We start from the raw sequence: 21267 nt of genomic DNA, 5'->3' as shown, positions 1-21267 counted from the left end.
CCACAATGGACCGCAGGAGCGGTTGACCTAGGCTCGGGGGCACCATGCGCTCCTTCATCGCCGCACTGCCCAAGGTCGAGCTGCACGTCCACCTGGTCGGCTCCGCCTCCCCCGCCACGGTCCTGTCGCTGGCCCGCCGCCACCCGGACGGCCCGGTGCCCACCGACGAGGCCGAGCTGCTGGACTTCTACGAGTTCACCGACTTCGGGCACTTCATCGACGTCTACGGCAAGGTCAGCGACCTGGTCACCACCGGGGCCGACGTCCGGGACCTGGTGCTGGGCCTGGCGCGCGAGCAGGCCGCGCGGAACGTGCGCTACACCGAGGTGACGGTCAGCGCGAGCAGCCACCTGCGCGCGGGCGTCCCCGCCGCCGAGCTGACCGCCGCGCTGGAGGAGGGCCGCGAGCGCGCCAGGTCCGAGCACGGGGTGGAGCTGGCCTGGGTGTTCGACGTGCCGGGCCTGTGGGACGGCGACTTCGGCCTGACCAGCGCCCGCTACGCCGTGGAGCACCGGCCCGAGGGCAGCGTCGGGTTCGGCATCGGCGGGTTCGAGGCCGACGCGCCGCGCGCGAGGTTCCGCGAGGCGTTCGCGATGGCCCGCGACGCCGGGCTGCGCAGCGTGCCGCACGCGGGCGAGACCACCGGGCCGGACGAGGTGTGGGCGGCGGTGCGGGAGCTGGGGGCGGAGCGGATCGGGCACGGCACGTCGGCCGCGCGCGACCCGGAGCTGCTGCGGCACCTGGCGGAGCGCGGGATCGCGCTGGAGGTCTGCCCCACGTCGAACCTGCGCACGGGCGCGGTGCGGTCGCTGGCCGAGCACCCGCTGCCCGCGCTGCTCGCGGCGGGTGTGCCGGTCGCGCTGGCCACCGACGACCCCGGCATGTTCCACACCGACCTGAACCGCGAGTACCTGCTGTGCCACGAGCGGTTCGGCCTGGGGCGGGCGGGGCTGGCGGACCTGGCGGCGTCGGCGGTCGCGGCGAGCTTCGCGCCCGACGCGCTCAAGGCCGAGCTGGTGGCCGGGATCGACGCGCTGCGCTGACCTGATCACACCGGAACCGGGACGCCCTTTGGGCGGAAGGGGAAGACCTGCCGGGCTGGGGCGCCGGCCCCGGTGCCGCGGTCGGTGGCTTCGCACCGCTTCGCGGCGCGAGGCAGGATGGGGCGCATGAGGCTGGTGATCCTGGGCGGTGGCGGGTTCCGCGTGCCGCTGGTGCACAAGGCGCTGGTGGGCGGTGACCTGGTCGACGAGCTGGTGCTGCACGACGTCGACGCGGACCGGTTGGAGGCGATCCGCCGGGTGCTGGTCGGCGGACCCCGGCTGCGCGCGACGACCGACCTGGACGAGGCGCTGCGCGGCGCGGACTTCGTGTTCTCGGCGGTGCGGGTCGGCGGGCTGGCGGGCCGGGCCGCCGACGAGGGCATCGCCCGCGCCCACGGCGTCGTCGGGCAGGAGACGGTCGGGGCGGGCGGGATCGCCTACGGGCTGCGCACGGTCCCGGTCGCGCGGCGGATCGCCGAGCGGATCGCGGCGGTCGCGCCCGACGCGTGGGTCGTGAACTTCACCAACCCCGCCGGGCTGATCACCGAGGTGATGGCGGAGCGGCTGGGCGAGCGGGTGATCGGGATCTGCGACTCGCCGGTGGGGCTGTGCAACCGGGTCGCGAAGGCGCTCGGGGTGACCGGGGCCGAGTTCGACTACGCCGGGCTGAACCACCTCGGCTGGTTGCAGGCCGTCCGGGTCGACGGGCGGGACCTGCTGCCGGGGCTGCTCGCCTCGGACCGGTTGGCGGGGTTCGAGGAGGGCAGGCTGTTCGGCGCGGAGTGGTTGCGCGCGCTGGGGATGGTGCCCAACGAGTACCTGCACTACTACTACTCGACGCGGGAGTCGTTCGGCGGCGAGCGCGGGGCGTTCCTGCTGCGGCAGCAGGAGCGGTTCTACGCGGGCGAGGTCGACTGGGAGACCACGCGGCTGGAGCGCGAGAGCACCTACATGGCCGAGGGCCGGGAGCGGGACTCGGTGGAGGGCGGCGGGTACGAGCACGTGGCGCTCGCGCTGATGAACGCGCTCGCGCGGGACGAGCGGACCGAGCTGATCCTGAACGTGCGCAACGGCTCCGCGCTGTCCGCGGTGGACGGCGACGCGATCGTGGAGGTGCCGTGCGCGGTGGACGGGCGCGGGGCGAGGCCGAAGCCGGTGAGCCAGCTGCCGGACCACGCGGCCGGGCTGGTGCGCTCGGTCAAGGCGGTGGACCGGCTGGTGGCCGAGGGCACCAGGGCCGCCGCGCTGAAGGCGTTCGCGCTGCACCCGCTGGTGGACTCGGTGGCGGTGGCCCGCGACCTGCTGGACGCCTACGCCCGCAGGCACCCCGAGCTGGAGCACCTGCGGTAGCGCGCTAGCGGAGGTGGCGCCTGCCCAGGGCGTCGGCGCGGCGGGTGGTCTCGGGGAGGCGGTAGTCCCGGCACAGCCGCAGCACCTCCGCGCACGCGCGGTCCAGGTCGACGCGGTGGCCGACGGACACGAAGACCGGTTTCACGCCCGCGCGGGTGCGCAGGGCCCGGCCGACGACCTCGCCGCCGTCGAGCAGGTCGGTGGACGCCCCGCGCGCCGGGCCGGGCCGCTCGAAGTGGCCCATGGGGGTCTTGGCGACGCCCACGCTCGGCAGGTCGGCCAGGACGCCCAGGTGGCAGGCCAGGCCGAACCGGCGCGGGTGGGCCAGGCCCTGGCCGTCGCACACCAGCAGGTCCGGGGTGGTGGCGAGGCGGTCCAGGGCGGTGAGCAGGGACGGCAGCTCGCGGAACGCGAACAGGCCGGGGACGTAGGGGAAGTCGGCGGTCGCGCGCACGACCGAGGTGTCCACGGTCTCCATGGTGGCGACGTCGACCACGACGATCGCGGCGACCAGGCGGTCGTCGTCGGCGTAGCCCACGTCCAGGCCCGCGGCGAGGCGGACGTCGAGGTCGGGGTCGGCGGTGGGGCGGACCAGCGGGCGCAGGCGCTCCTGCTCGGCGATCGCCTCCTCGGCGGTGCGGACGTCGGCGGGGTGGCGGGCCTGGGCGCGCGTCGCGGGAGCGGGCACGGCGGCCCGGTCGGCGGTGGTCGCGGGAGCGGCGGTGGGGTCGGGGGTCACGGTGGGGTCAGGGTCCTCGGCGGGGTCAGGGGTGGCGCGCCGACGCGCGGTGCGCGGCCAGGAGGTCCCGGCCGAAGTCGCCCGCCCGCCTGCGCCACACCGAGTGGGCGTGGTCGGCGCCGTTCGCGGTGTTGTCGTACTCGATCAGCAGGTCCGGGCCCTGCAACCGGTAGTAGTGCCCCTCGCCCGGACGGGTGGACCCCTCCCAGGCGAAGTGCAGCCGCTCCGCGTCCAGCGCCTGGAACTCCTCGTCGGCCAGGTCGCTGTGCAGGCAGTCGAGGTACAGCCTGGCCAGGGCGGCCAGCAGGGCGCGCGACCCGCGGTCCAGGCTGCTCGCGGCGATGCCCAGCGGCTCCACCTCCCCGGTCACCGACGGTGCGTTGCCCGATCGGATGTCCTCGGGCGGGACGTCGGCCACCACGGCCAGCCCGCGCGCGGTGGGGCCCATCCGGTCCAGCAGCTCCCTGGCCAGCTCCTCCTCCAGCCCGAGCGGCTGCAGGACCGCGCGGCCCCGGTAGCTGGTGCGGGCCGGGTTGGCGCCCAGGAACACCGGGGTCGCGGACACCCGGCCGTCGGCCACCACGGCGGTCACCGACAGGTGGTGCCCCTCGACCCGCCACCCCCACGGGGCGTCGCCCGGTTCACCGAACAGCAGCACCGAGTAATCACCCTGGTGGCGGTCCTTCACCCCGCCCTCGCGGTGGTCCAGGACGTCCTCCAGCGCCATCACGGCGGCGGCCTGGGCGTAGCCGTGGGGGCTCAGGACGCAGGCGAGCAGGCGGTGCACGGCCTTGCGCTGCTCGCGCGCCAGCTCGCCGACCACCAGCCCGGGGCGGGCGACCGGCGTGTAGGCCCACTCGGCGAGCAGCCCGCCGTCCAGCTCCCGCACGGCGGCGTCGCGCTGGTCGGCGGTGAGCAGGCCCAGCAGGGCCCCGGTCGCCTCGGTGATGTCCTCGCGCACGGGACCGAAGCTACCGGGCGGGGCCACCGCTCAGGGCCAGGGCTTGAGCTCGGGCAGCTCGCCCGTCGTGGTCAGCTCGCCCGCCGGGGTGCGCCCGGCCAGCCAGGCGACCAGGTCGTCGGCGGCGCCCGCCAGCTCCACCCGCTCCCCCGCGCCGAGCACCCAGCCGGGGGCGTCGGCGGGGGTCAGGACGAGCTTGACGCCGTCCGGCACGCGCGGGGTCAGGAAGGCGACCGCGTGGTCCCGGAACTCCTGCGACCACGGGACCGGGCCGAGCAGGAGGTCGCGGTGGTGGATCTCCACCTCGCGCCACAGCGCGTGCGCGGTGTCCAGGAGGGTGCCGTCCCGGTAGACCACGCGGGCCGACCAGTCCGACACGCCGGACCAGGCCTCACCCAGGCGGGCGACGGCGCTCGCGACGGCCTGGCGGTGCTCGGCCGCCGTCCTGGTGGCCCCCCGCTCGATCGCCTCGTCGCGCGCGGGCCTCCCGCCCTCGTACATCTCGGTCGGGGAGCCCTCCAGCTCGGCCTGCCGCGCCACGGCGGAGGTGACACCCTCGATGTGGGCCAGCACGTGCCCGCGCGACCAGCCGGGCAGGTCGGTGGGGTGGCCCAACTGCTCGTCGGGCAGCTCGTGGAGGGCGTCGGCGAGCCTGGCGTACCCCTCAAGCACGCGCTCGATGATCTGCACAGCGACCCCCGGTTGGCTCGGTCGGCCAGAACAGGACCCCTCGAAACTAGCGGGGTTGACCGGTCAAGTCCATTAGCTTGGTCCGGGTGAGGGTCTTGGACTTCGTGGGCACCCTGCACGGCGACGGCCGGGGTGGCCTGGTCGACGAGCTGGGCACGCCCGAGGGGTTCGCGCGCTGGCTCGGGCGGCCGGGCGACGAGGAGCTGCGGGCGCGCGCGCTGGAGCTGCGGGCGGCGGTGCGGGCGCTGCTCGCCCACGTGACGGGCGCCGGGGAGCGGTTGGACGCGCCGCTCGCGGTGCGCTGGGAGCAGGCGCTCGACGTGGTCAACCGGACCGCCGCGCTGGCGCCCAGGGTGGCCAGGCTGGAGTGGGCGGACGGGCCGAAGCTGGTGCACCTGTCCGAGGCGGGCGCGCGGGACCGGCTGCTGGCCGACCTCGCCACGGGCGCCATCGAGCTGCTGGCCGGGGGCGGGGCGGCCGAGCTGCGGGCCTGCCCGTCACCCCGGTGCGTGCGCTACTTCGTGCGCTCGCACCCGCAGCAGGTCTGGTGCCTGCCCTCGTGCGGGAACCGGGCCAGGGTGAGCAGGCACCACCGCCGCAAGCACGCCTGAGGCGCGCCTGGTGCGCGACCGGGGCCCGCCGCTGCGCGCGACGAGCCCCGGTCCTGCGAAACCGCTACCGCTGGTGGTCCATGTCGACGGTCCTCCTCAACACCGGTCCGGCGGGTGACCGGACCGCTCGGTCGCCGGGCCCACGACGGGCTCCGGCGTGCTGGGTCCTAGCGCTCGTCCTTCATGACGACAGCCCTCCGAGACGGGGGCCGCGGCCGTCCGGCCCGGCCCCTGGGAACACCGGGCCCACGACGGGCTCCGGCGTGCTGGGTCCTAGCGCTCGTCCTTCATGACGACAGCCCTCCGAGTCGTGCGGTCCGACACCAACCGGACCTGGGGGACGCCGGGTCCACCTCGGACCCCGGCGCGTCGTGCGGTGCTAGCGGGAGTTCTTCATCTCTGCTGCCCTCCAAGGGGGGTGGAACTTCACTTCCGAACCGGGACGGGCCCGGTTGGTCCTGGTGCGGTCAGCCGCCGGAGCGGCGGAACAGCCGCTTGCCGACGAAGTCCGCCTGGTTCGGCCTGCCCTGACCGGGGACGGCGCCCGCGCGCGGCTGCTTGCCGCCTCGGCGCTCCCTGCGGTTGGGGACGACCTGGGGCAGGTCCTCGGTGGGGAGCGCCTGCTCTGCGGGCTCCACCTGGTCGTGCTGGGGCTGGGTCACGGGGTGATCCTCCTCGACGTCGAGGCGCAACGGGAAGCGCGGACCGCGGGACGGTCGGCGGCGCGTGCCCGCACGGGGGCATCCGGAAAGGCGCGCTGGATCAAGCGCGTGCGAGGAAGACGTCCTCGGGCGGGGTACTCAGATGCTCATGGCGGGAACGGTAGTGGGCGCCGCCACGCCCCGCCAACCGATTTTCCGACCTGGGGGAACGCCGCCTCAGCGGTCCTCCCGGCGCTCGCCGCGCGGGGGCAGCCTGATCACCCGCGCCGCGCCCGAGGCGTCCTCGTCGGCGAGCTCGGGGGCCGGTGCGGACCCCAGGACGCGGCCGTCGACCACACGCCCCTCCAGCCGCTCGTCGAGCACCTCGCCGTCCTCGACCTCGGGCTGCCCGTCCCGCCCGAAGAACCGCTGCGCGAACGCCCCGAGCGCCCTGGTGGCCACCGCGTCGACGCCGCCGCCGATCACCCCGCCCACCAGCGGCACGCCCTTGGCCAGCACCAGGGTCGCCCGCGAGGTGCCGTACTTGGCCAGCAGGGTGAACCCGATCCGCTTGTTGATCTCGACGATGACCTTCGCCGGGATTCGCTCGATCAGGTTCACGGTCAGCTTGGTCCCGGCCTTGATGCCCGCCTTCTTGAGCACCTCGGTGCCCGCGTTGCCGACCATGCACACCAGCACGGCGGTCTGCACCTCCTGGCTCTCCAGGTCGTGCCCGTGCACCGCCGCGATGGACGCGATCATGTGCGCCTGCACCAGGTAGGAGGCGGTGAGGTTCGCGGGCAGCGCCACGGGCAGCGTGAGCAGGCCGCCGAGGTTCGTCACGAACCCCTGGGCGCCCGCCGCGGCCACGTGCTGCCGGATGATCTGCCGGATCGCGCGCTCGCGGGTGAGCCCCTTGGCGAGCGCCTCGTCGGCGGTCTGCCGGGCGCTCTTGAACGGCCCGAAGCCGTCGATTCCCAACCGCAGGAGCTGCTCGACGGCACCCTGCTGGGCCCGCTGGACCGCGCTGGAGGACTCCTCGACCATGCCACCGAGACTACCCATGAGTGGCCCGGATAACGCCTGAACGAGTGAAGGGCCCGACCACCCGGTCGGGCCCTTCAGCACGGACTGCGAACGTGGAGATCAGCCTGCGGCGCTGGCCGCGTGGGCCTTCTGCTCCAGCTCGGCCTCGGACTCCTTGACGACGGCCTTCTTGCTGCGCCGGTTGCGCTTCTCCAACCACACCGCGAACCAGGTCAGCAGCAGGCACAGCGCGACGTAGATGGCGCCGGTGACGATCGTCATCGGGACCAGCGGACGGCCGAACTGGCCCTGCGTGCCCAGGTACTTGGTGTAGTCCAGGAGCTCCTTGTAGTTGATGATGAAGCCCAGCGCGGTGTCCTTGAGCAGCACCACCAGCTGGCTGATGATCGCCGGGAGCATCGCGCGCAGCGCCTGCGGCAGCAGGACCTGCGTCATCACCTGGGTCTTGCGCATCCCCAGCGCGTAGGCGGCCTCGGCCTGCCCGCGCGGCAGCGAGGCGACGCCCGCGCGGAACACCTCGGCGAGCACCGACCCGTTGTACAGGGTCAGGCCGAGCACGACGGCCGTGAACTGCGACATCTTGATGTCGATCGTCGGCAGGCCGAAGTAGAAGATGAAGATCATGATGAGCAGCGGGATCGCGCGGAAGACCTCGACGAGGAAGCCCGCCGGGATCCGCCAGAAGGCGTGGTCCGAGAGCCTGCCCGCGGCGAGCACCGCGCCCAGCACGAGCGCGGCCACCGAGGCGACGGCGAACGCCGAGAGCGTGTTGCCGAGCCTGCTGACCAGCTCCAGCTGGACGGTCTCGTACTGGATCCACTCCCACATGCGCGGCTCGAACTGGCCGCTGTCGTAGAAGCGGTAGCCGATGAAGCCGACGATGCCGAGCACCGCCGCGACACCGACCACGGCCATGATGGCGTGCCGGACCTTGGCCTTCGGGCCGGGGACGTCGAACAGGACGGAACTCATCGGGCCACGCTCCAGCGCCTCTCCAGGCCGCGCTGAACGGCGGTCAGCGGCAGTACCAGCAGGATGAAGATGAAGGCCACCCAACCCAGGCCGACCAGCATGTTCACGCCGTCCTCGGAGAACGTGTACATGATCGCCCCGGCGTCGCCGACCGAGAAGCCGGCCGCGATGGTGGTGTTCTTCAGCAGTGCGATCATGGTGCTCGCCAGTGGCGGGACCACGGTCCGCAGGGCCTGCGGGAGCACCACGTTGCCGAGCATCTGCCCGAAGGACAGGCCCAGCGCGCGGGAGGCCTCCGCCTGGCCGACCGGGACGGTGTTGATGCCGGACCGGATGACCTCGCAGATGAACGCCGAGGTGTAGACGGTCAACGACACGACCGCGCCCTTGAAGGGGTCGAGCTCCAGGATCTTCAACAGCGGGTAGGCGAACGCGAAGAAGAAGAACACCAGGGTCAGCGGCGTGTTGCGCAGGACCGTGACGTAGGTGGCGCCCGCCGCGCGCAGCACCGGGACCGGGCTGACCCGCAGCATCGCCAGGATCGTCCCCAGCACCAACGACCCGACCGCTGAGAACAGGAAGAGCTGGATGGTGGTGCCGAAAGCCTTCAGGAAGAGGTCGGAGTAGTTGGTTAGGACGCTCATCGTCTTTCCTCGCCGGGAGAGGTCATGGGAGTGGCCGGTGACCCACCCCGCTCGCGCGGGTCACCGGCCACTGAAGCTCCGCTCAGTAGCGGTCGATGGCGGGCGGCTCGGCCGGGGAGCCCGACTTGCCCAGCGTGGAGTCGTAGATGCTCTTCCAGGTGCCGTCGTCGATCGCGCTCTGCAGGACGTCGTTGACCTTGTCCCGCAGCGGCTTGTCCTCCTTGTTCAGGCCGATGCCGTAGGGCTCCTTGGAGAACGGCTTGCCGACGACCTTGAACTTGTCCTTCTCCTGGGCGGCGTAGCCCTTGAGGATCGCGTCGTCGGTGGTGACGGCGTCGACCGCGCCCTCAGCCAGCTTCGAGACGCACTGGGAGTAGTTCTGGAACTCCGTGATGTTGGCGTCCTCGGTGAGCTTCTCGTCCTTGATCCGCTTGATCGGCGTGGAGCCGGTCACGGAGCAGACCTTCTTGCCCATGAGGGTTTCCTTGCCGGTGATGCTGGTGTCGTCCGCGCGGACGAGCAGGTCCTGCCCGGCGACGAAGTACGGACCCGCGAAGGCGATCTTCTCCTTGCGGCCGTCGTTGATCGTGTACGTGCCGACGTAGTAGTCCACGTCGCCGTTGATCAGCGCCTGCTCGCGGCCCGCGGACGCGATCGCCTTGTACTCGATCTTGTCCTCGCCGAAGCCGAGCTTGGCGGCGACCAGGCGCGCGATCTCGACGTCGAAACCGCTGTACTTGTTGGTCGTGGCGTCCTTGAAGCCCAGGCCCGGCTGGTCCTCCTTGACACCGATGACGACCTTGCCGCGGCTCTTCATCTTGTCGAAGGTCGCGGAGCCGTCGACCTTGACGTCGGCCTCGGCGGCCTGGGTGGGGGCGGAGCCGGTGTCAGCCGGGGAACCCTCCTTGCCACAGGCGGTCAGGGCGAGGCCGCCGGCCAGCAACAGCGCCGCAAGGGAGCGAACCCTCATCGTCGTTCTCCTGCTCTTTTCCTTGGTGGAGCGGCGCCAGGGGCGAGCGCCGCGTTCACGGGACTTCAGTGGGTCAGGATCTTCCCAAGGAAGTCCTTCGCGCGGTTGGACTTCGGCGCCGAGAAGAACTCCTCCGGGGCGCTGTCCTCCACGACCTCGCCGTCCGCCATGAAGATGACGCGGTCGGCGGCCTTGCGGGCGAAGCCCATCTCGTGGGTGACCACGAGCATGGTCATGCCCTCCTTGGCCAGGGTGGTCATCACGTCGAGGACCTCCTGGACCATCTCGGGGTCCAGCGCGGAGGTCGGCTCGTCGAACAGCATGACCTTGGGCTTCATGGCCAGCGCGCGGGCGATCGCCGCGCGCTGCTGCTGCCCGCCGGACAGCTGGGCGGGGAACTTGTCGGCCTGCGTGGCGATGCCGACCCGCTCCAGCAGCTCCATCGCGGTCTTGCGCGCCTCGGCGGCCGGGGTCTTGCGGACCTTCACCGGCGCGAGCATCACGTTCTCGACGATGCTCTTGTGGGCGAACAGGTTGAACGACTGGAACACCATGCCGACGTCGGCGCGCAGCCGGGCCAGGTCCTTGCCCTCGGCGGGCAGCGGCTGGCCGTCCACCTCGATGGTCCCGGAGTTGATCGGCTCCAGCCGGTTGATCGTGCGGCACAGCGTGGACTTGCCCGAGCCCGAGGGTCCGAGCACCACGACGACCTGGCCCTTCGGGACCTCGAGTTCCACGTTCTTGAGGACGTGGAGGGGCCCGAAGAACTTGTCCACGCCCGCCATCCGGATCATCGGCGGAGCAGGAGTGGGGGCGGTCATCCGTTCCTCCAGTGGGGGTTGTCGTGCGATGGCGGGAAACCTAGGTGTGAATCACCACACCGGTCCAGACGGTTGAGCAAGACTTAGGGTCTCAACTCTGTCACAGGACGAAGACACCTTTTCCGGGAGGGCTGTAGTGCGGGTGCTGCTGGTCGAGGACGATGACAGCGTCGCAGAGGCGCTGGTCCCCGCGCTGGTCAGACGTGGGTTCACGGTTGACCGGCAATCAACCGGGCGGGGGACGCTCGACCGGCTGACCGGCATTGATGTCGTTCTGCTGGACATCGGGCTCCCCGACATCGACGGCGTGACACTTTGCCGAAACATTCGGGCGGCGTCCGATGTCGCGATCATCGTGGTTTCCGCCCGCGGCGAAATCGACGACCGGATTCTGGGGTTGCACGCGGGGGCCGACGACTACCTCGTCAAGCCCTACGACGTGGGCGAACTGGTCGCCAGGGTGCACGCCGTCCGGCGTAGGAGGGGCGACCCGCTGGGGCACGGCGGGACCGGGACGGAGGTCTTCCAGTCGGGGGACGTCCGGATCGACCTGGCCAGGCACGAGGTGACCGTCGGCGGGGCGGCGGTGGCCCTGTCGCGGAAGGAGTTCCAGGTGTTGGCGCTGGTCATGGCCGCGGGCGGGGCCGTGTGCACCCGCGAGCGCATCCTCGCCGAGGTGTGGGGGCGGACCTGGGCCGGGGCGAACCGGACGCTGGACGTGCACGTGGCGACCCTGCGGACCAAGCTCGGCAGGCCCTCGCTGCTGGAGACGGTGCGCGGCGTCGGCTACCGGCTGGGGTCCTAGGTGCGCTCCCGGCTGCTCGGCGTGGTGCTCGCCCTGGTGGTGCTGGTGCTGGTGGGGATGGGTGTGCCGCTCGGTCGCGGGGTCGCGGCGACCGAGCAGCAGGAGATGTTCCTGGACCGGCTGACCGACACCGCGCGGTTCGCCTCGCTGGTGCAGCGGCCGGTCATCGACGACCAGCCGGAGGTCGTGCTCCCCGAGCTCAAGCGTTATTCAGAGCTTTACGGGATCGACGTCGTGTTGCTGCGGCGTGACGGCCAGGTTGCCCTGTCCAGCGCCGACCGGGAGCCCGACCTGTCGTCACCGGCGGTGCAGGAGACGGTCCGGGGCGCCCTGGCCGGGCGACTGCCGAGCAACCCCGACCTGGTGATGCCGTGGCAGGACCACCCCCTGGTGGTGGCCGAGCCGGTGCTGGTCGACGGCGAGGTGCGCGGCGCCGTGGTGACCTTCTCCCCCACCGGCAAGACCAGGACGGGGGTCGCCCTGTGGTGGCTGGCGATACTGGCCGGGGCCCTCGGCGCGCTCGCGCTGGCGGTGCTCGCCGCGCTGCCACTGGTGCGCTGGATGCTGCGGCCGGTGCGGGCGCTGGACGACGCGACGGGCGGCCTGGTCGGCGCGATCGTCTCGGGCAGGCCGGTGCCGCCGGTGGGCGGGGCGTCGGGGCCGCCGGAGCTGCGGCAGCTCGGGCGCTCGTTCGACCAGATGGCGGCCAGCGTCGGCGACGTGCTGGCCGCCCAGCGGGCGTTCGTCGCCGACGCCTCCCACCAGCTGCGCAACCCGCTGACCGCGCTGAAGCTGCGGCTGTCGAACCTGGAGGACGCGGTCACCGAGGAGGGCAGGCCGCACCAGGCGGCGGCGCTCGCCGAGGCGAACCGGCTCAACCGCATCCTGGACGAGATGCTGGCGATGGCCCGCGCCGAGTCGTCCTCGGTCGCCCCGGTCGAGGTGGACGTGGACCGGGCGGTGGCGGGCAGGCTGACCGCGTGGATGCCCGCCGCGACCGCCCGCGACGTGCACCTGGTGCTCGGCGGCGAACCCGGCCGGGTGGCGCTGGCCCCGCCCAGGGGGGTGGAGACGGTGCTCGACGCGCTGCTCGACAACGCGCTGAAGTTCACCGCCGAGGGCACGCTCGTGCACGTGGTGGTGCGGCGGGCCGACGGCCGGGTGCGGATCTCGGTGGTGGACGAGGGGCCGGGCCTGGACGAGGAGGAGATGGAGCGGGCCACCGACCGGTTCTGGCGCTCGCCCTCGCACCAGAACGTGGCGGGCTCGGGGCTGGGGCTGTCGATCGTGCGGCGGGTCGTGGAGCGGGTCGGCGGCCGGGTGCGGCTGTTCCGGGGCGACGAGGGCGGTCTCGGCGTCGAGGTGGACTTTCCCGCTTCCGGGTGACACCGGGCCGCGCGGTCGTCAGACCTTGACGTCCCGGTAGTAGGCGACGGCGCCGGGGTGCAGCGGGATCGGCGTGGTCTCGATCGCCGAGCGGACCTCTATCGAGCGGGCCACCGGGCTCGCCGCGACCAGCGCGTCCTGCGCGGCGAACATGCCGCGCAGGAGCGCGGTGGCCACCTCGTCGGTGACCTGGTCGTTGACCAGCAGGAAGTTGCGCACCACCAGGGTGGTGACCGGGCCGCCGGGCAGCTCGTAGGCGGAGGCGGGCAGGGTGGCCGAGAAGTAGACCGGCCACCGCTCGCGCAGGCCGGGCAGCACGTCGCCCAGGTCCAGCATCCGCAGCGCGACGCTGGCGGACAGGTCGGTGACCAGGTCGGTCGGCACCCCGCCGGACCAGAAGAACGCGTCCAGCTCGCCCGCCCGCATCGCGCTGACCGACGAGTCCAGCGACAGGTACTGGGCGTCCAGGTCGGAGGAGGGCGAGATGCCCGCGACGGACAGCAGCCGCTCGGAGATCAGCTTCACGCCGGAGTCGACCGCGCCGAGCGAGACCCGCAGGCCGCGCAGGTCGGCGACCCTGGTGGCGGGCAGGTCGTCGCGGACCACGACCTGGAGGTAGTCGTCGTGCATCCGGGCCAGCGCGTACAGCCGGTGCGCGCCGGGCTCGGCGGACTGGGCGGCGTCGGCGGCGCTGAACCCGATCTGGGCGCGACCGCTGCGCAGGCGCTCCAGGTTGTCCAGCGAGCCCGCCGTGGCGGCCACCTCGGGGGCGGGGACGCCGGGGTCCCGGCTCCAGGCGCCCGCGAGCGCGGTGCTGAGCTTGGAGTAGACGCCGCCGGTCGAGCCGCTGGCGATGGTGAGGCGGACCGAGGAGAACTCCCCCGAGCAGCCGGAGAGCGCCACGGAGGCCAGCGCGAGCAGCGCCGCGAGGGCGGCGCGCACGACCGCGGGGGTTCGCGACACACCCGAATCGTCGCACGTCGCGGTGGGCGGGCGTCCACCGGATGGGCGATGTGCGCGGCGGGTCACACCGGGTGGTCGCACGGCCCCGCGGCGGGCGGGTCGGGCGGCCCTGCGGGGGTGGGCGCGGCGGCACTGGCGCCCGCCGCCCGGTGGGCTCCCCGGCCCGAGGGCGGCGTGTGGCACTGTTGGACCCTGGAGTTACCTCGGGCGGGTGGCCACATGCGCGCAGGGTGCGTTTCCCCGGTGTGCGGGCCGAGCCGGACAAGCGGGTCCTCAAACCCGCTGACCTGTGGTTATGGTGAGTGGGTGGACGGGATGCAGGGGCCGAAGAAGTTTGAGATCCGCACTTTCGGGTGCCAGATGAACGTGCACGACTCGGAGCGGCTGGCCGGGATGCTGGAGGCGGCGGGCTACACCGCGGCGTCCGGCGGCGAGCACGCGGACGTGGTCGTGTTCAACACCTGCGCCGTGCGGGAGAACGCCGACAACAAGCTGTACGGCACGCTCGGGCACCTCGCGCCCGCGAAGGCGGCCAACCCGGACATGCAGATCGCCGTCGGCGGCTGCCTCGCCCAGAAGGACCAGGCCGCGATCGTCAAGCGCGCCCCCTGGGTGGACGTCGTGTTCGGCACCCACAACATCGGCTCGCTGCCGGTGCTGCTGGAGCGGGCCAGGCACAACCGCGAGGCCCAGGTGGAGATCCTGGACTCGCTCGAGACCTTCCCGTCGACGCTGCCCGCCCGCCGCGACTCGGCGTACTCGGGCTGGGTGTCGGTGTCGGTGGGCTGCAACAACACCTGCACCTTCTGCATCGTCCCGTCGCTGCGCGGCAAGGAGAAGGACCGCCGCCCCGGCGAGGTGCTGGCCGAGGTTCAGGCGCTGGTGGCGGAGGGCGTGCTGGAGGTGACGCTGCTCGGGCAGAACGTCAACTCCTACGGCGTCGAGTTCGGCGACCGGCACGCGTTCGGCAAGCTGCTGCGCGCCTGCGGCGACGTGGAGGGCCTGGAGCGGGTCCGGTTCACCTCGCCGCACCCGAAGGACTTCACCGACGACGTGATCGCGGCGATGGCCGAGACCCCGAACGTGTGCCACCAGCTGCACATGCCGCTGCAGTCCGGTTCGGACCGGGTGCTCAAGGAGATGCGCCGCTCGTACCGGACCGGCCGCTACCTGTCGATCCTGGAGAACGTGCGCGCGGCCATGCCGGACGCGGCGATCACCACCGACATCATCGTGGGCTTCCCCGGCGAGACCGAGGCGGACTTCCAGGGCACCCTGGACGTGGTGCGCGAGGCCAGGTTCTCCAGCGCCTTCACGTTCCAGTACTCGAAGCGGCCCGGCACCCCCGCCGCCGAGCTGCCGGGCCAGCTGCCCAAGCAGGTCGTGCAGGAGCGCTACGACCGGCTGGTGGCGCTGGTCAACGAGCTGGCCTGGGCGGAGAACAAGGCGCAGGTCGGCAAGGTCGTGGAGGTGCTCGCCTCGGCGGGCGAGGGCCGCAAGGACACCGAGACCAACCGGATGTCCGGCCGGGCCCGCGACGGCAAGCTCGTCCACTTCACCCCCGGCGACGCGCGCGTGCGGCCGGGCGACGTGGTCGAGACGGTGATCACCTACGGCGCGCCGCACAACCTGATCGCCGACGGCGAGCTGATCAGCCACCGGCGGACCAGGGCGGGCGACCGCTCCGAGGCCGGGGAGCGGCCGACCACGCAGGGCGTGACGCTCGGGCTGCCGTCGTTCGGCGCGCCCGCGCCGCAGCCGGTGGCGGTGGGCGGGTGCTCGGTCGGATGAGCGGCGCGGCTGACGAGGAGAGGACGGCCGGGGAGACGATGTCCGACCAGCACGACGACATGTCCGAACTGCGCGACGAGATCGACGGCGTCGGGCAGGCGGCGGCCAAGCGCTTCGACCCCGGCCCCGGCGCGCTGGTGATCGCGGTGTGCGTGCTGGTTGTGCTGGTGTCGATGCTGCTGCCGTGGCTGGAGGAGCACACCGGCTTCGAGGTGCTGGTGACCTCGGCGCCGATCGTGCCGCGGGTGTTCGCGGTCATCGCCGTGGTGGGCGGCGTGCTGCTGTCCGCGCTGACCCTGGTGCTGCGCCGGTGGGCGCTGGCGTGGGTGAGCGGGCTCGCGTGCTTCGCGGGCTCGGTGGTGGGCGTGCTGTCGATCTGGACGACGCAGACCACCAACGGCCACGAGCCCGGCCCCGGTCCCGGCGTCGGGCTGATCGCCGCCGTGGTCGCCGTGGTCCTGCTGCTGGTGCGCTGGCTGAAGGTCGCGGTGTCCCGCCCCGGCTTCCCGGAGCCCGAGCGGGCCTGAGCGCCGCAACCGGGGTTCCAGGCGCGAAGAGGGGGTGCTCCCGGTCCGGGAGCACCCCCTCTTCGCGCGCTCGGGCGACTAGCGGCTGGCCACGGCCTGCTCGGCCGCCGCGAGCCACTCGCGCCACTGCTTGGCCTGCGCCTCGGCCTGCTCCGCGCGGCGCTTGTCACCGGCGGCCTTGGCCTTGGCGGCCTGCGCCTCGAACTGCTCGACCCGCTCGCGGAACTGGGCCACGCGCGCCTCGGCCTCCGGGTCGGACCGGCGCCACTGCGCGTCGACCGCGCCCCTGACCCGCTCCTCGATCGTGCGGAGCTTGCCCTCCAGCTCGCGGATGCGCTCGCGCGGCACCTTGCCGATCGCGTCCCAGCGCTCCTGGACGCGGTACAGCTGCTGCCGCGCCGACTCCAGGTCGCCCGAGGGGTCGATCTGCTCGGCCTCGGAGAGCAGCTCCTCCTTCAGCTTCGCGTTGGTGGAGAACTCCGCGTCGCGCTCGTTGAAGGCCTCGGAGCGCTTGGAGAAGAACGCGTCCTGCGCGGCGCGGAAGCGCTGCCACAGGGCGTCGTCGGCCTCCTTGGGCGCGCGCCCGGCGGCCTTCCACTCGACCATGAGCTCCTTGTAGCGACCGGCGGTGGGGCCCCAGTCGTCGGAGGCGATGAGCTTCTCCGCCTCCTCGACGAGCTCCTGCTTGCGCGCCTTGGCCACACCGCGCTGCCGGTCGAGGTCCGCGAAGTGCGAGCCCCGGCGCCGGTTGAAGGCGTCGCGCGCCTTCGAGAACCGCCGCCACAGCACCTCGTCGGTCTTCCGGTCGACGCCCCGGACGGTCTTCCACTCGTCGAGGATGGCGCGCAGCCGGTCACCAGCGGACTTCCACTGGGTGGACTCGTTCGCGAGCACCTCGGCCTCTTCGACCAGCGCCTGCTTGCGCGCGGCTGCGGCGGCCCTGGCCTCGTCCTTGGCGACCTTGGCCGCCTCCATGGCCTCGTCGGCCTTGGCCAGGACGAACTCGACCCGCGCGGCGAGCGCGGCCAGGTCGCCGACCACGGCGGCGTCGGCGAGGCCGTCCCGCACGTGCTTGGCGCTGGTCTGCGCGTGCTTGGGGTCGCCGTTGCCCGACGCCAGCCGCGTCACCAGCAGCTCGACCTCGGTGCGCATGTCGTCGAACCGCCGGGCGAAGTGCGCCAGCCCCTCGGCGGGCTCGCCCGCCTGCCAGGAACCGACGGCGCGCTCGCCGTCCGCGGTCTTGACGTAGACGGTGCCCTCCGCGTCCACGCGCCCCCAGCGCTCCGGGTGGTCCGACGCCACCGGGACCGGCGGGGTGGCCGCGGCCTGCGCCGCGGGCGCGCCCTCCACCCGCACCTGCTCGACCACCGCGTCCGCACCGGTCCCGCCGGTGGTCTCCGGGGTCGTCGTCTCGTGCTCCGTCATCGCCGGCTTCCTCCTCGCCTGCCCACTTCGGTGCCCGTGCCGACCACGGGCGCCCCGCCCTGAGGGCGGGGCCCAGCACCCGGGTACCGCAGGTTCAGTGCAGCCTCGGTACCCCGCGCGCATTCAAACAGGTCAGGGCCGAACCCGGTACTGGTGGTGGCAGATGGGTAACGTCAAAACCATGATCTCCCGCGTCGCGGTGGTGCCGCACCCTCCGCTGCTGGTGCCCGAACTGGTGGGCGGCGCGGTCGCCGAGACGGAGCCGGTGCGCGCCGCGTGCCTGGCAGGGGCACGTGAGCTGGCCTCGCGCTCCGCCGAGTGGGTGGCGGTGGGGGTCGCGCCGGGTCCGGTGCGCGAGCTCTCCGGCGCGGGCGGCACGTTCGGGGGGTTCGGCGTGGACGTGCGGATCGCCCTGTCGGATGACGCGACCGGCGAGGTGGACCCGGACCTCCCGCTGCCCGCGCTCGTGGCGGGGTGGCTGCGGGAGCGGGTGGGCGCGCGGAGCGTGCGGGTGGTGCTGGTGCCGCCGGACCTGCCCGCAGACGAGTGCGCGGCGCTCGGCGCGGGGCTGGCCTCGGCCCCCGAGGGCGCGCTGCTGGTGCTGGGCGACGGGTCGCACCGGCACGGCGAGCGGGCCGTCGGTCGGCCGGACGAGCGGGCGGCGGGGTTCGACGGCTCGGTGCGGGCGGCGCTCGCGGGCGCGGACCCGGCGGCGCTGGCCGCGCTGGACCCGGAGCTGGCGCGCGAGCTGGGCGCGCAGGGGCGGGCCGCCTGGCAGGTGCTGGCCGGGGTTCCGGGGCCGTGGCGCTGCGCGCGGTCGTGGTTCGACGCCCCGTTCGGGGTCGGCTACCACCTGGCCGTGTGGGAGCGGGGGCTCTGGGACACTGGGGCGTGACCGTTCCCATCGCCGTCGTAGGGCCCACCGCCACCGGCAAGACCGACCTCGCCGTGGAGCTGGCGCTGCGCCTGGGCGGGGAGGTCGTCAACGCCGACTCCATGCAGCTGTACCGGGGCATGGACATCGGCACGGCCAAGGCGACCGAGGCCGAGCGGCGCGGCGTGCCGCACCACCTGCTGGACGTGCTGGACGTGACCGAGTCCGCGTCGGTGGCCGCCTACCAGCGGGACGGCCGGGCGGCCGTGGAGGCGCTGCTGGCGCAGGGCCGGACGCCGGTGCTGGTGGGCGGGTCCGGGCTGTACGTGCAGGCGGTGCTGGACGAGCTGGAGTTCCCCGGCACGGACGCGGCGGTGCGGGCGCGGCTGGAGGACGAGCTGGCGGTGGTCGGCGCGGGCGCGCTGCACGAGCGGCTGGCCGCGCTGGACCCGGTGGCGGCGGGCGCGATCCTGTCCGGCAACACCCGGCGCGTGGTGCGGGCGCTGGAGGTGATCGAGCTGACCGGTCGGCCGTTCTCGGCGACCATGCCCAAGCCCGGCCCCGCCCGGTACGGCGCGGTGCTCGTGGGGCTGGACCGCGCGGTGGAGGAGCTGGACGCGCGGGTGGACCTGCGGGTGGGGCGGATGTTCGAGCGGGGCCTGGTGGACGAGGTGCGGGCGCTGGAGGCGGTGGGGCTGCGGGACGGGCTGACCGCGTCGCGGGCGCTGGGCTACCAGCAGGTGCTGGCCGCGCTCGACGGCGACGGCGACCTCGCGGCGGCGGCCGAGGAGACCGCGCGCGGCACTCGGCGGTTCGTGCGCAGGCAGCGGTCGTGGTTCCGGCGGGACAAGCGGGTCGCCTGGTTCGACGCCGGGTCGCCGGGGCTGGTCGACGAGGTGCTCGCCCACCTGGCCCCGTAGCCTGGCGCCCGTGGGTGTGGAGTTCCTCAAGGGGCACGGCACGGAGAACGACTTCGTCGTGCTCCCGGACGCCGACAACGAGCTGGACCTGACCGAGGAGCGCGTGCGGGCGCTGTGCGACCGCCAGCGCGGCCTCGGCGCGGACGGCGTGCTGCGCGTGGTGCGGCTGGACCTGGGTCCGTGGTTCATGGACTACCGCAACGCGGACGGGTCGATCGCCGAGATGTGCGGCAACGGGGTGCGGGTGTTCGCCCGGTACCTGGTGTCCGCCGGGCTCGCACCCGAGGGCGAGTTCGAGATCGCCACTCGCGCGGGCGAGCGCTCGGTGACCGCCCACCCGGACGGCTCGGTGACCGTGGGCATGGGCCCGGTGCGGCTGACCGGGGAGTCGGTGGCGGTGCTGGGCGGCGCGGAGTTCGCCGGGGTCGGCGTGGACGTGGGCAACCCGCACCTGGCGTGCGTGACCGACGTGCCGGTGGCCGGGCTGGACCTGCTGCGGAACACCCCCGGCTACGACCGCGGGCTGTTCCCCGCCGGGGTGAACGTGGAGTTCGTGAACGTGCTCGCCGACGGCGGGATGAACGGCGCGGGCGAGCTGCGGATGCGGGTGCACGAGCGGGGCGTCGGCGAGACGCGCTCGTGCGGCACCGGGACCGTGGCGGCGGTGGCGTCCTGGCTGCACGGCACGGGCCGCGCGGCGGGGGCGGCGGACGTGCTGGTCCCCGGCGGCCGGGTGCGCGTGACGGTCGACGAGGGCGGCAGCACGCTGACCGGTCCGGCCGTGCTGCTGGCGCGCGGCGAGCTGGACCGGTCCTGGTGGGACGCGCTCTAGCTCAGGACGGGGACCGCTCGGGTTCGGCGGTCCGCGCCTCGGCGAGGTCGCGCTGGCCGCGCAGCGGGGAGAAGAAGACCCACAGCCCGGCCAGCGCCTGCCCGCCGAACCCGATCCACAGCGTCGGCACGATCCCGATCCAGCCGCCGAGCGCGCCCCCGAGCAGCCCGCCCAGCGGGATGACGCCCCAGACCACGAACCGGATCGAGGCGTTCATCCGGCCGAGCAGCCGGTCGGGGCAGCGCGCCTGCCGGTAGCTGAGCTGGGCGATGTTGTAGACCAGCCCGCCGTACGCGACGGCCAGCTCGCCGACGACGAACAGCCCGAGCCGCCAGTCCGGCGCGGCGAGCGGGATGAGCAGCCCGAGCGGGTTGGTGACCAGCAGGACCAGCCAGATCGTGCGGGTCTGGCCGAACCGCGCGGTCCACCAGCCCGCCGTGACCGCGCCGAGCAGGCCGCCCGCGCCCGCGACGCTGAGCAGCAGGCCCGCGGCGCCCTCGGACAGGTCGAGGTGGCGGGTCAGGAACAGCACCTGGAGCGCGAGGCCCGCGCTGCCGAAGAAGTTCGCGGTGGCCGTGCACAGCGCGATCGCGCGCAGCGACCGGTCCCCGAGGACGAACCGCAGGCCCTCGCCGATCTCCCGGCGCAGCCCGGTCCGCGCGGCCCGGTCGGGTTCGGGCTCGGCGGTGCGGATGCGCAGCAGCGCCCACGCCGAGACCAGGTAGCCGACGCCGGTGGCGAGCACGCCGTTGGCCGCGCCGAACGCCTGGGCGGCGAGGCCCGCGAGCGACGGGCCGGACACGTGGGCGACGGACTGGCTGGTCTGGAGCTTGGTGTTGCCCTCGACCAGCTGGTCCCGGCCGACCAGGGCGGGCAGGTAGGACTGGTAGGCGACGTCGAACATGACGGTGGCCGCGCCGACCAGCAGCGACACCACGACCAGCTGCGCGAGCGAGAGCACCCCGGCCCACCAGGCGACCGGGACGGACAGCAGCAGCGCGGCCCTGACCAGGTCGGCGGTGAGCATCACGGGTCTGCGCCGCAGCCGGTCCACCCAGACGCCCGCGGGCAGGCCGATGACCAGGAACGCGGCGGTGGTGGCGGCGGAGAGCACGCCCATCTCGAACGGGGTGGCGGCGAGGGCGCCCGCGGCGAGCAGCGGGACGACGGTGTGCCCGATGGAGGAGCCGAACTGGCTGATCGTGTCGCCGACCCAGAGGCGGCGGAAGTCGCGGTGGGACCAGAGGGACATGCC

General features: G+C 73.6%; 22 protein-coding genes. 10 read left to right on the top strand and 12 right to left on the bottom strand.

Annotated features, from left to right (window positions below; genetic code table 11):
- Window positions 1-44: 44 nt before the first annotated feature.
- Together add and CNX65_RS07225 are read left to right on the top strand one after the other, a co-directional pair.
- A complete protein-coding gene (add, locus tag CNX65_RS07230; RefSeq protein ID WP_096492070.1) occupies window positions 45-1043 on the top strand; it encodes an adenosine deaminase in 999 nt (332 codons plus the stop codon).
- Between the two features lie 126 nt (window positions 1044-1169).
- Entirely contained in the window at window positions 1170-2393 is a 1224-nt protein-coding gene (locus tag CNX65_RS07225; protein WP_096492069.1) for a family 4 glycosyl hydrolase, read from the top strand.
- A 4-nt stretch (window positions 2394-2397) separates the two neighbouring features.
- Here CNX65_RS07225 and CNX65_RS07220 read toward each other — a convergent pair whose 3' ends face one another.
- The 3 genes from CNX65_RS07220 to CNX65_RS07210 are packed head-to-tail and all read right to left on the bottom strand — an operon-like array spanning window position 2398 to window position 4765.
- Window positions 2398-3132 (bottom strand): endonuclease V, encoded by a 735-nt coding sequence (locus tag CNX65_RS07220; protein WP_373565523.1) that lies wholly within the window; start codon window positions 3130-3132, stop codon window positions 2398-2400.
- Window positions 3133-3157: 25 nt separating this feature from the next.
- A complete protein-coding gene (locus CNX65_RS07215) occupies window positions 3158-4093 on the bottom strand; it encodes a DUF3500 domain-containing protein (protein WP_096492068.1) in 936 nt (311 codons plus the stop codon).
- A gap of 30 nt (window positions 4094-4123) precedes the next feature.
- Window positions 4124-4765 (bottom strand): maleylpyruvate isomerase family mycothiol-dependent enzyme, encoded by a 642-nt coding sequence (locus tag CNX65_RS07210; RefSeq protein ID WP_232519731.1) that lies wholly within the window; start codon window positions 4763-4765, stop codon window positions 4124-4126.
- Window positions 4766-4869: 104 nt separating this feature from the next.
- Here CNX65_RS07210 and CNX65_RS07205 point away from each other — a divergent pair, with 104 nt between their 5' ends.
- Window positions 4870-5394, top strand: coding sequence for a CGNR zinc finger domain-containing protein (locus CNX65_RS07205; RefSeq protein WP_096492066.1), 525 nt, complete (start codon window positions 4870-4872; stop codon window positions 5392-5394).
- A 467-nt stretch (window positions 5395-5861) separates the two neighbouring features.
- Here the strand turns inward: CNX65_RS07205 and CNX65_RS07200 are convergent, their stop codons facing one another.
- The 6 genes from CNX65_RS07200 to CNX65_RS07175 all read right to left on the bottom strand — a co-directional run bounded on the left by CNX65_RS07200 (window position 5862) and on the right by CNX65_RS07175 (window position 10462).
- A complete protein-coding gene (locus CNX65_RS07200; RefSeq protein WP_096492065.1) occupies window positions 5862-6056 on the bottom strand; it encodes a hypothetical protein in 195 nt (64 codons plus the stop codon).
- A gap of 216 nt (window positions 6057-6272) precedes the next feature.
- Window positions 6273-7082, bottom strand: coding sequence for an EcsC family protein (locus tag CNX65_RS07195; RefSeq protein ID WP_096492064.1), 810 nt, complete (start codon window positions 7080-7082; stop codon window positions 6273-6275).
- Window positions 7083-7181: 99 nt separating this feature from the next.
- The gene (locus CNX65_RS07190; RefSeq protein WP_096492063.1) at window positions 7182-8054 is read right to left on the bottom strand and encodes an amino acid ABC transporter permease; all 873 of its coding nucleotides are present in this window, start codon (window positions 8052-8054) and stop codon (window positions 7182-7184) included.
- A complete protein-coding gene (locus CNX65_RS07185; RefSeq protein ID WP_096492062.1) occupies window positions 8051-8698 on the bottom strand; it encodes an amino acid ABC transporter permease in 648 nt (215 codons plus the stop codon). The genes CNX65_RS07190 and CNX65_RS07185 overlap by 4 nt, the downstream gene beginning before the upstream one ends.
- A gap of 82 nt (window positions 8699-8780) precedes the next feature.
- Complete coding sequence (locus CNX65_RS07180; protein WP_096492061.1) at window positions 8781-9668, bottom strand: glutamate ABC transporter substrate-binding protein; 888 nt, start codon at window positions 9666-9668, stop codon at window positions 8781-8783.
- A gap of 65 nt (window positions 9669-9733) precedes the next feature.
- Window positions 9734-10462, bottom strand: coding sequence for an amino acid ABC transporter ATP-binding protein (locus CNX65_RS07175; protein WP_177154547.1), 729 nt, complete (start codon window positions 10460-10462; stop codon window positions 9734-9736).
- A gap of 163 nt (window positions 10463-10625) precedes the next feature.
- On the opposite strand from CNX65_RS07175, the gene CNX65_RS07170 reads away from it, so the two are divergent.
- Window positions 10626-11294 (top strand): response regulator transcription factor, encoded by a 669-nt coding sequence (locus CNX65_RS07170; protein WP_096492060.1) that lies wholly within the window; start codon window positions 10626-10628, stop codon window positions 11292-11294.
- Window positions 11295-12680, top strand: a complete 1386-nt coding sequence (locus tag CNX65_RS07165; protein ID WP_096492059.1) for a sensor histidine kinase — start codon at window positions 11295-11297, stop codon at window positions 12678-12680.
- Window positions 12681-12698: 18 nt separating this feature from the next.
- Here the strand turns inward: CNX65_RS07165 and CNX65_RS07160 are convergent, their stop codons facing one another.
- Complete coding sequence (locus CNX65_RS07160) at window positions 12699-13643, bottom strand: TAXI family TRAP transporter solute-binding subunit (RefSeq protein WP_232519730.1); 945 nt, start codon at window positions 13641-13643, stop codon at window positions 12699-12701.
- A 315-nt stretch (window positions 13644-13958) separates the two neighbouring features.
- On the opposite strand from CNX65_RS07160, the gene miaB reads away from it, so the two are divergent.
- Window positions 13959-15434 carry a tRNA (N6-isopentenyl adenosine(37)-C2)-methylthiotransferase MiaB gene (miaB, locus tag CNX65_RS07155; RefSeq protein WP_177154546.1) on the top strand — a complete coding sequence of 492 codons (1476 nt, stop codon included), beginning with the start codon at window positions 13959-13961 and terminating at the stop codon, window positions 15432-15434.
- Window positions 15431-15961, top strand: coding sequence for an Rv2732c family membrane protein (locus CNX65_RS07150; RefSeq protein ID WP_096497656.1), 531 nt, complete (start codon window positions 15431-15433; stop codon window positions 15959-15961). The genes miaB and CNX65_RS07150 overlap by 4 nt, the downstream gene beginning before the upstream one ends.
- Window positions 15962-16039: 78 nt before the next feature.
- Here the strand turns inward: CNX65_RS07150 and CNX65_RS07145 are convergent, their stop codons facing one another.
- The gene (locus CNX65_RS07145; protein WP_096492057.1) at window positions 16040-17386 is read right to left on the bottom strand and encodes a DUF349 domain-containing protein; all 1347 of its coding nucleotides are present in this window, start codon (window positions 17384-17386) and stop codon (window positions 16040-16042) included.
- A gap of 181 nt (window positions 17387-17567) precedes the next feature.
- On the opposite strand from CNX65_RS07145, the gene CNX65_RS07140 reads away from it, so the two are divergent.
- From CNX65_RS07140 to dapF, 3 genes are read left to right on the top strand one after another with little or no spacing between them, the layout of a single operon-like run.
- Complete coding sequence (locus CNX65_RS07140) at window positions 17568-18281, top strand: class III extradiol ring-cleavage dioxygenase family protein (RefSeq protein WP_096492056.1); 714 nt, start codon at window positions 17568-17570, stop codon at window positions 18279-18281.
- A complete protein-coding gene (gene miaA, locus CNX65_RS07135; protein ID WP_096492055.1) occupies window positions 18278-19180 on the top strand; it encodes a tRNA (adenosine(37)-N6)-dimethylallyltransferase MiaA in 903 nt (300 codons plus the stop codon). The genes CNX65_RS07140 and miaA overlap by 4 nt, the downstream gene beginning before the upstream one ends.
- Window positions 19181-19190: 10 nt before the next feature.
- Window positions 19191-20012, top strand: a complete 822-nt coding sequence (dapF, locus tag CNX65_RS07130; protein WP_096492054.1) for a diaminopimelate epimerase — start codon at window positions 19191-19193, stop codon at window positions 20010-20012.
- 1 nt (window position 20013) lies between these two features.
- On the opposite strand, the gene CNX65_RS07125 is transcribed toward dapF, so the two are convergent.
- Complete coding sequence (locus tag CNX65_RS07125; protein ID WP_096492053.1) at window positions 20014-21264, bottom strand: MFS transporter; 1251 nt, start codon at window positions 21262-21264, stop codon at window positions 20014-20016.
- Window positions 21265-21267: the final 3 nt, after the last annotated feature.

Source organism: Actinosynnema pretiosum (assembly GCF_002354875.1).
In the GTDB taxonomy this organism is placed as follows: domain Bacteria; phylum Actinomycetota; class Actinomycetes; order Mycobacteriales; family Pseudonocardiaceae; genus Actinosynnema; species Actinosynnema auranticum.
This window is presented reverse-complemented; position numbering and strand designations above follow the sequence as displayed.

Bases quoted from the DNA above. Each gene is read 5' to 3' on its own strand.
- add (WP_096492070.1), top strand. From the start codon at position 45: ATGCGCTCCTTCATCGCCGCACTGCCCAAGGTCGAGCTGCACGTCCAC.
- CNX65_RS07225 (WP_096492069.1), top strand. From the start codon at position 1,170: ATGAGGCTGGTGATCCTGGGCGGTGGCGGGTTCCGCGTGCCGCTGGTG.
- CNX65_RS07195 (WP_096492064.1), bottom strand. From the start codon at position 7,082: ATGGTCGAGGAGTCCTCCAGCGCGGTCCAGCGGGCCCAGCAGGGTGCC.
- CNX65_RS07190 (WP_096492063.1), bottom strand. From the start codon at position 8,054: ATGAGTTCCGTCCTGTTCGACGTCCCCGGCCCGAAGGCCAAGGTCCGG.
- CNX65_RS07185 (WP_096492062.1), bottom strand. From the start codon at position 8,698: ATGAGCGTCCTAACCAACTACTCCGACCTCTTCCTGAAGGCTTTCGGC.
- CNX65_RS07180 (WP_096492061.1), bottom strand. From the start codon at position 9,668: ATGAGGGTTCGCTCCCTTGCGGCGCTGTTGCTGGCCGGCGGCCTCGCC.
- CNX65_RS07175 (WP_177154547.1), bottom strand. From the start codon at position 10,462: ATGATCCGGATGGCGGGCGTGGACAAGTTCTTCGGGCCCCTCCACGTC.
- miaB (WP_177154546.1), top strand. From the start codon at position 13,959: ATGCAGGGGCCGAAGAAGTTTGAGATCCGCACTTTCGGGTGCCAGATG.
- CNX65_RS07150 (WP_096497656.1), top strand. From the start codon at position 15,431: ATGAGCGGCGCGGCTGACGAGGAGAGGACGGCCGGGGAGACGATGTCC.
- CNX65_RS07145 (WP_096492057.1), bottom strand. From the start codon at position 17,386: ATGACGGAGCACGAGACGACGACCCCGGAGACCACCGGCGGGACCGGT.
- CNX65_RS07140 (WP_096492056.1), top strand. From the start codon at position 17,568: ATGATCTCCCGCGTCGCGGTGGTGCCGCACCCTCCGCTGCTGGTGCCC.
- CNX65_RS07125 (WP_096492053.1), bottom strand. From the start codon at position 21,264: ATGTCCCTCTGGTCCCACCGCGACTTCCGCCGCCTCTGGGTCGGCGAC.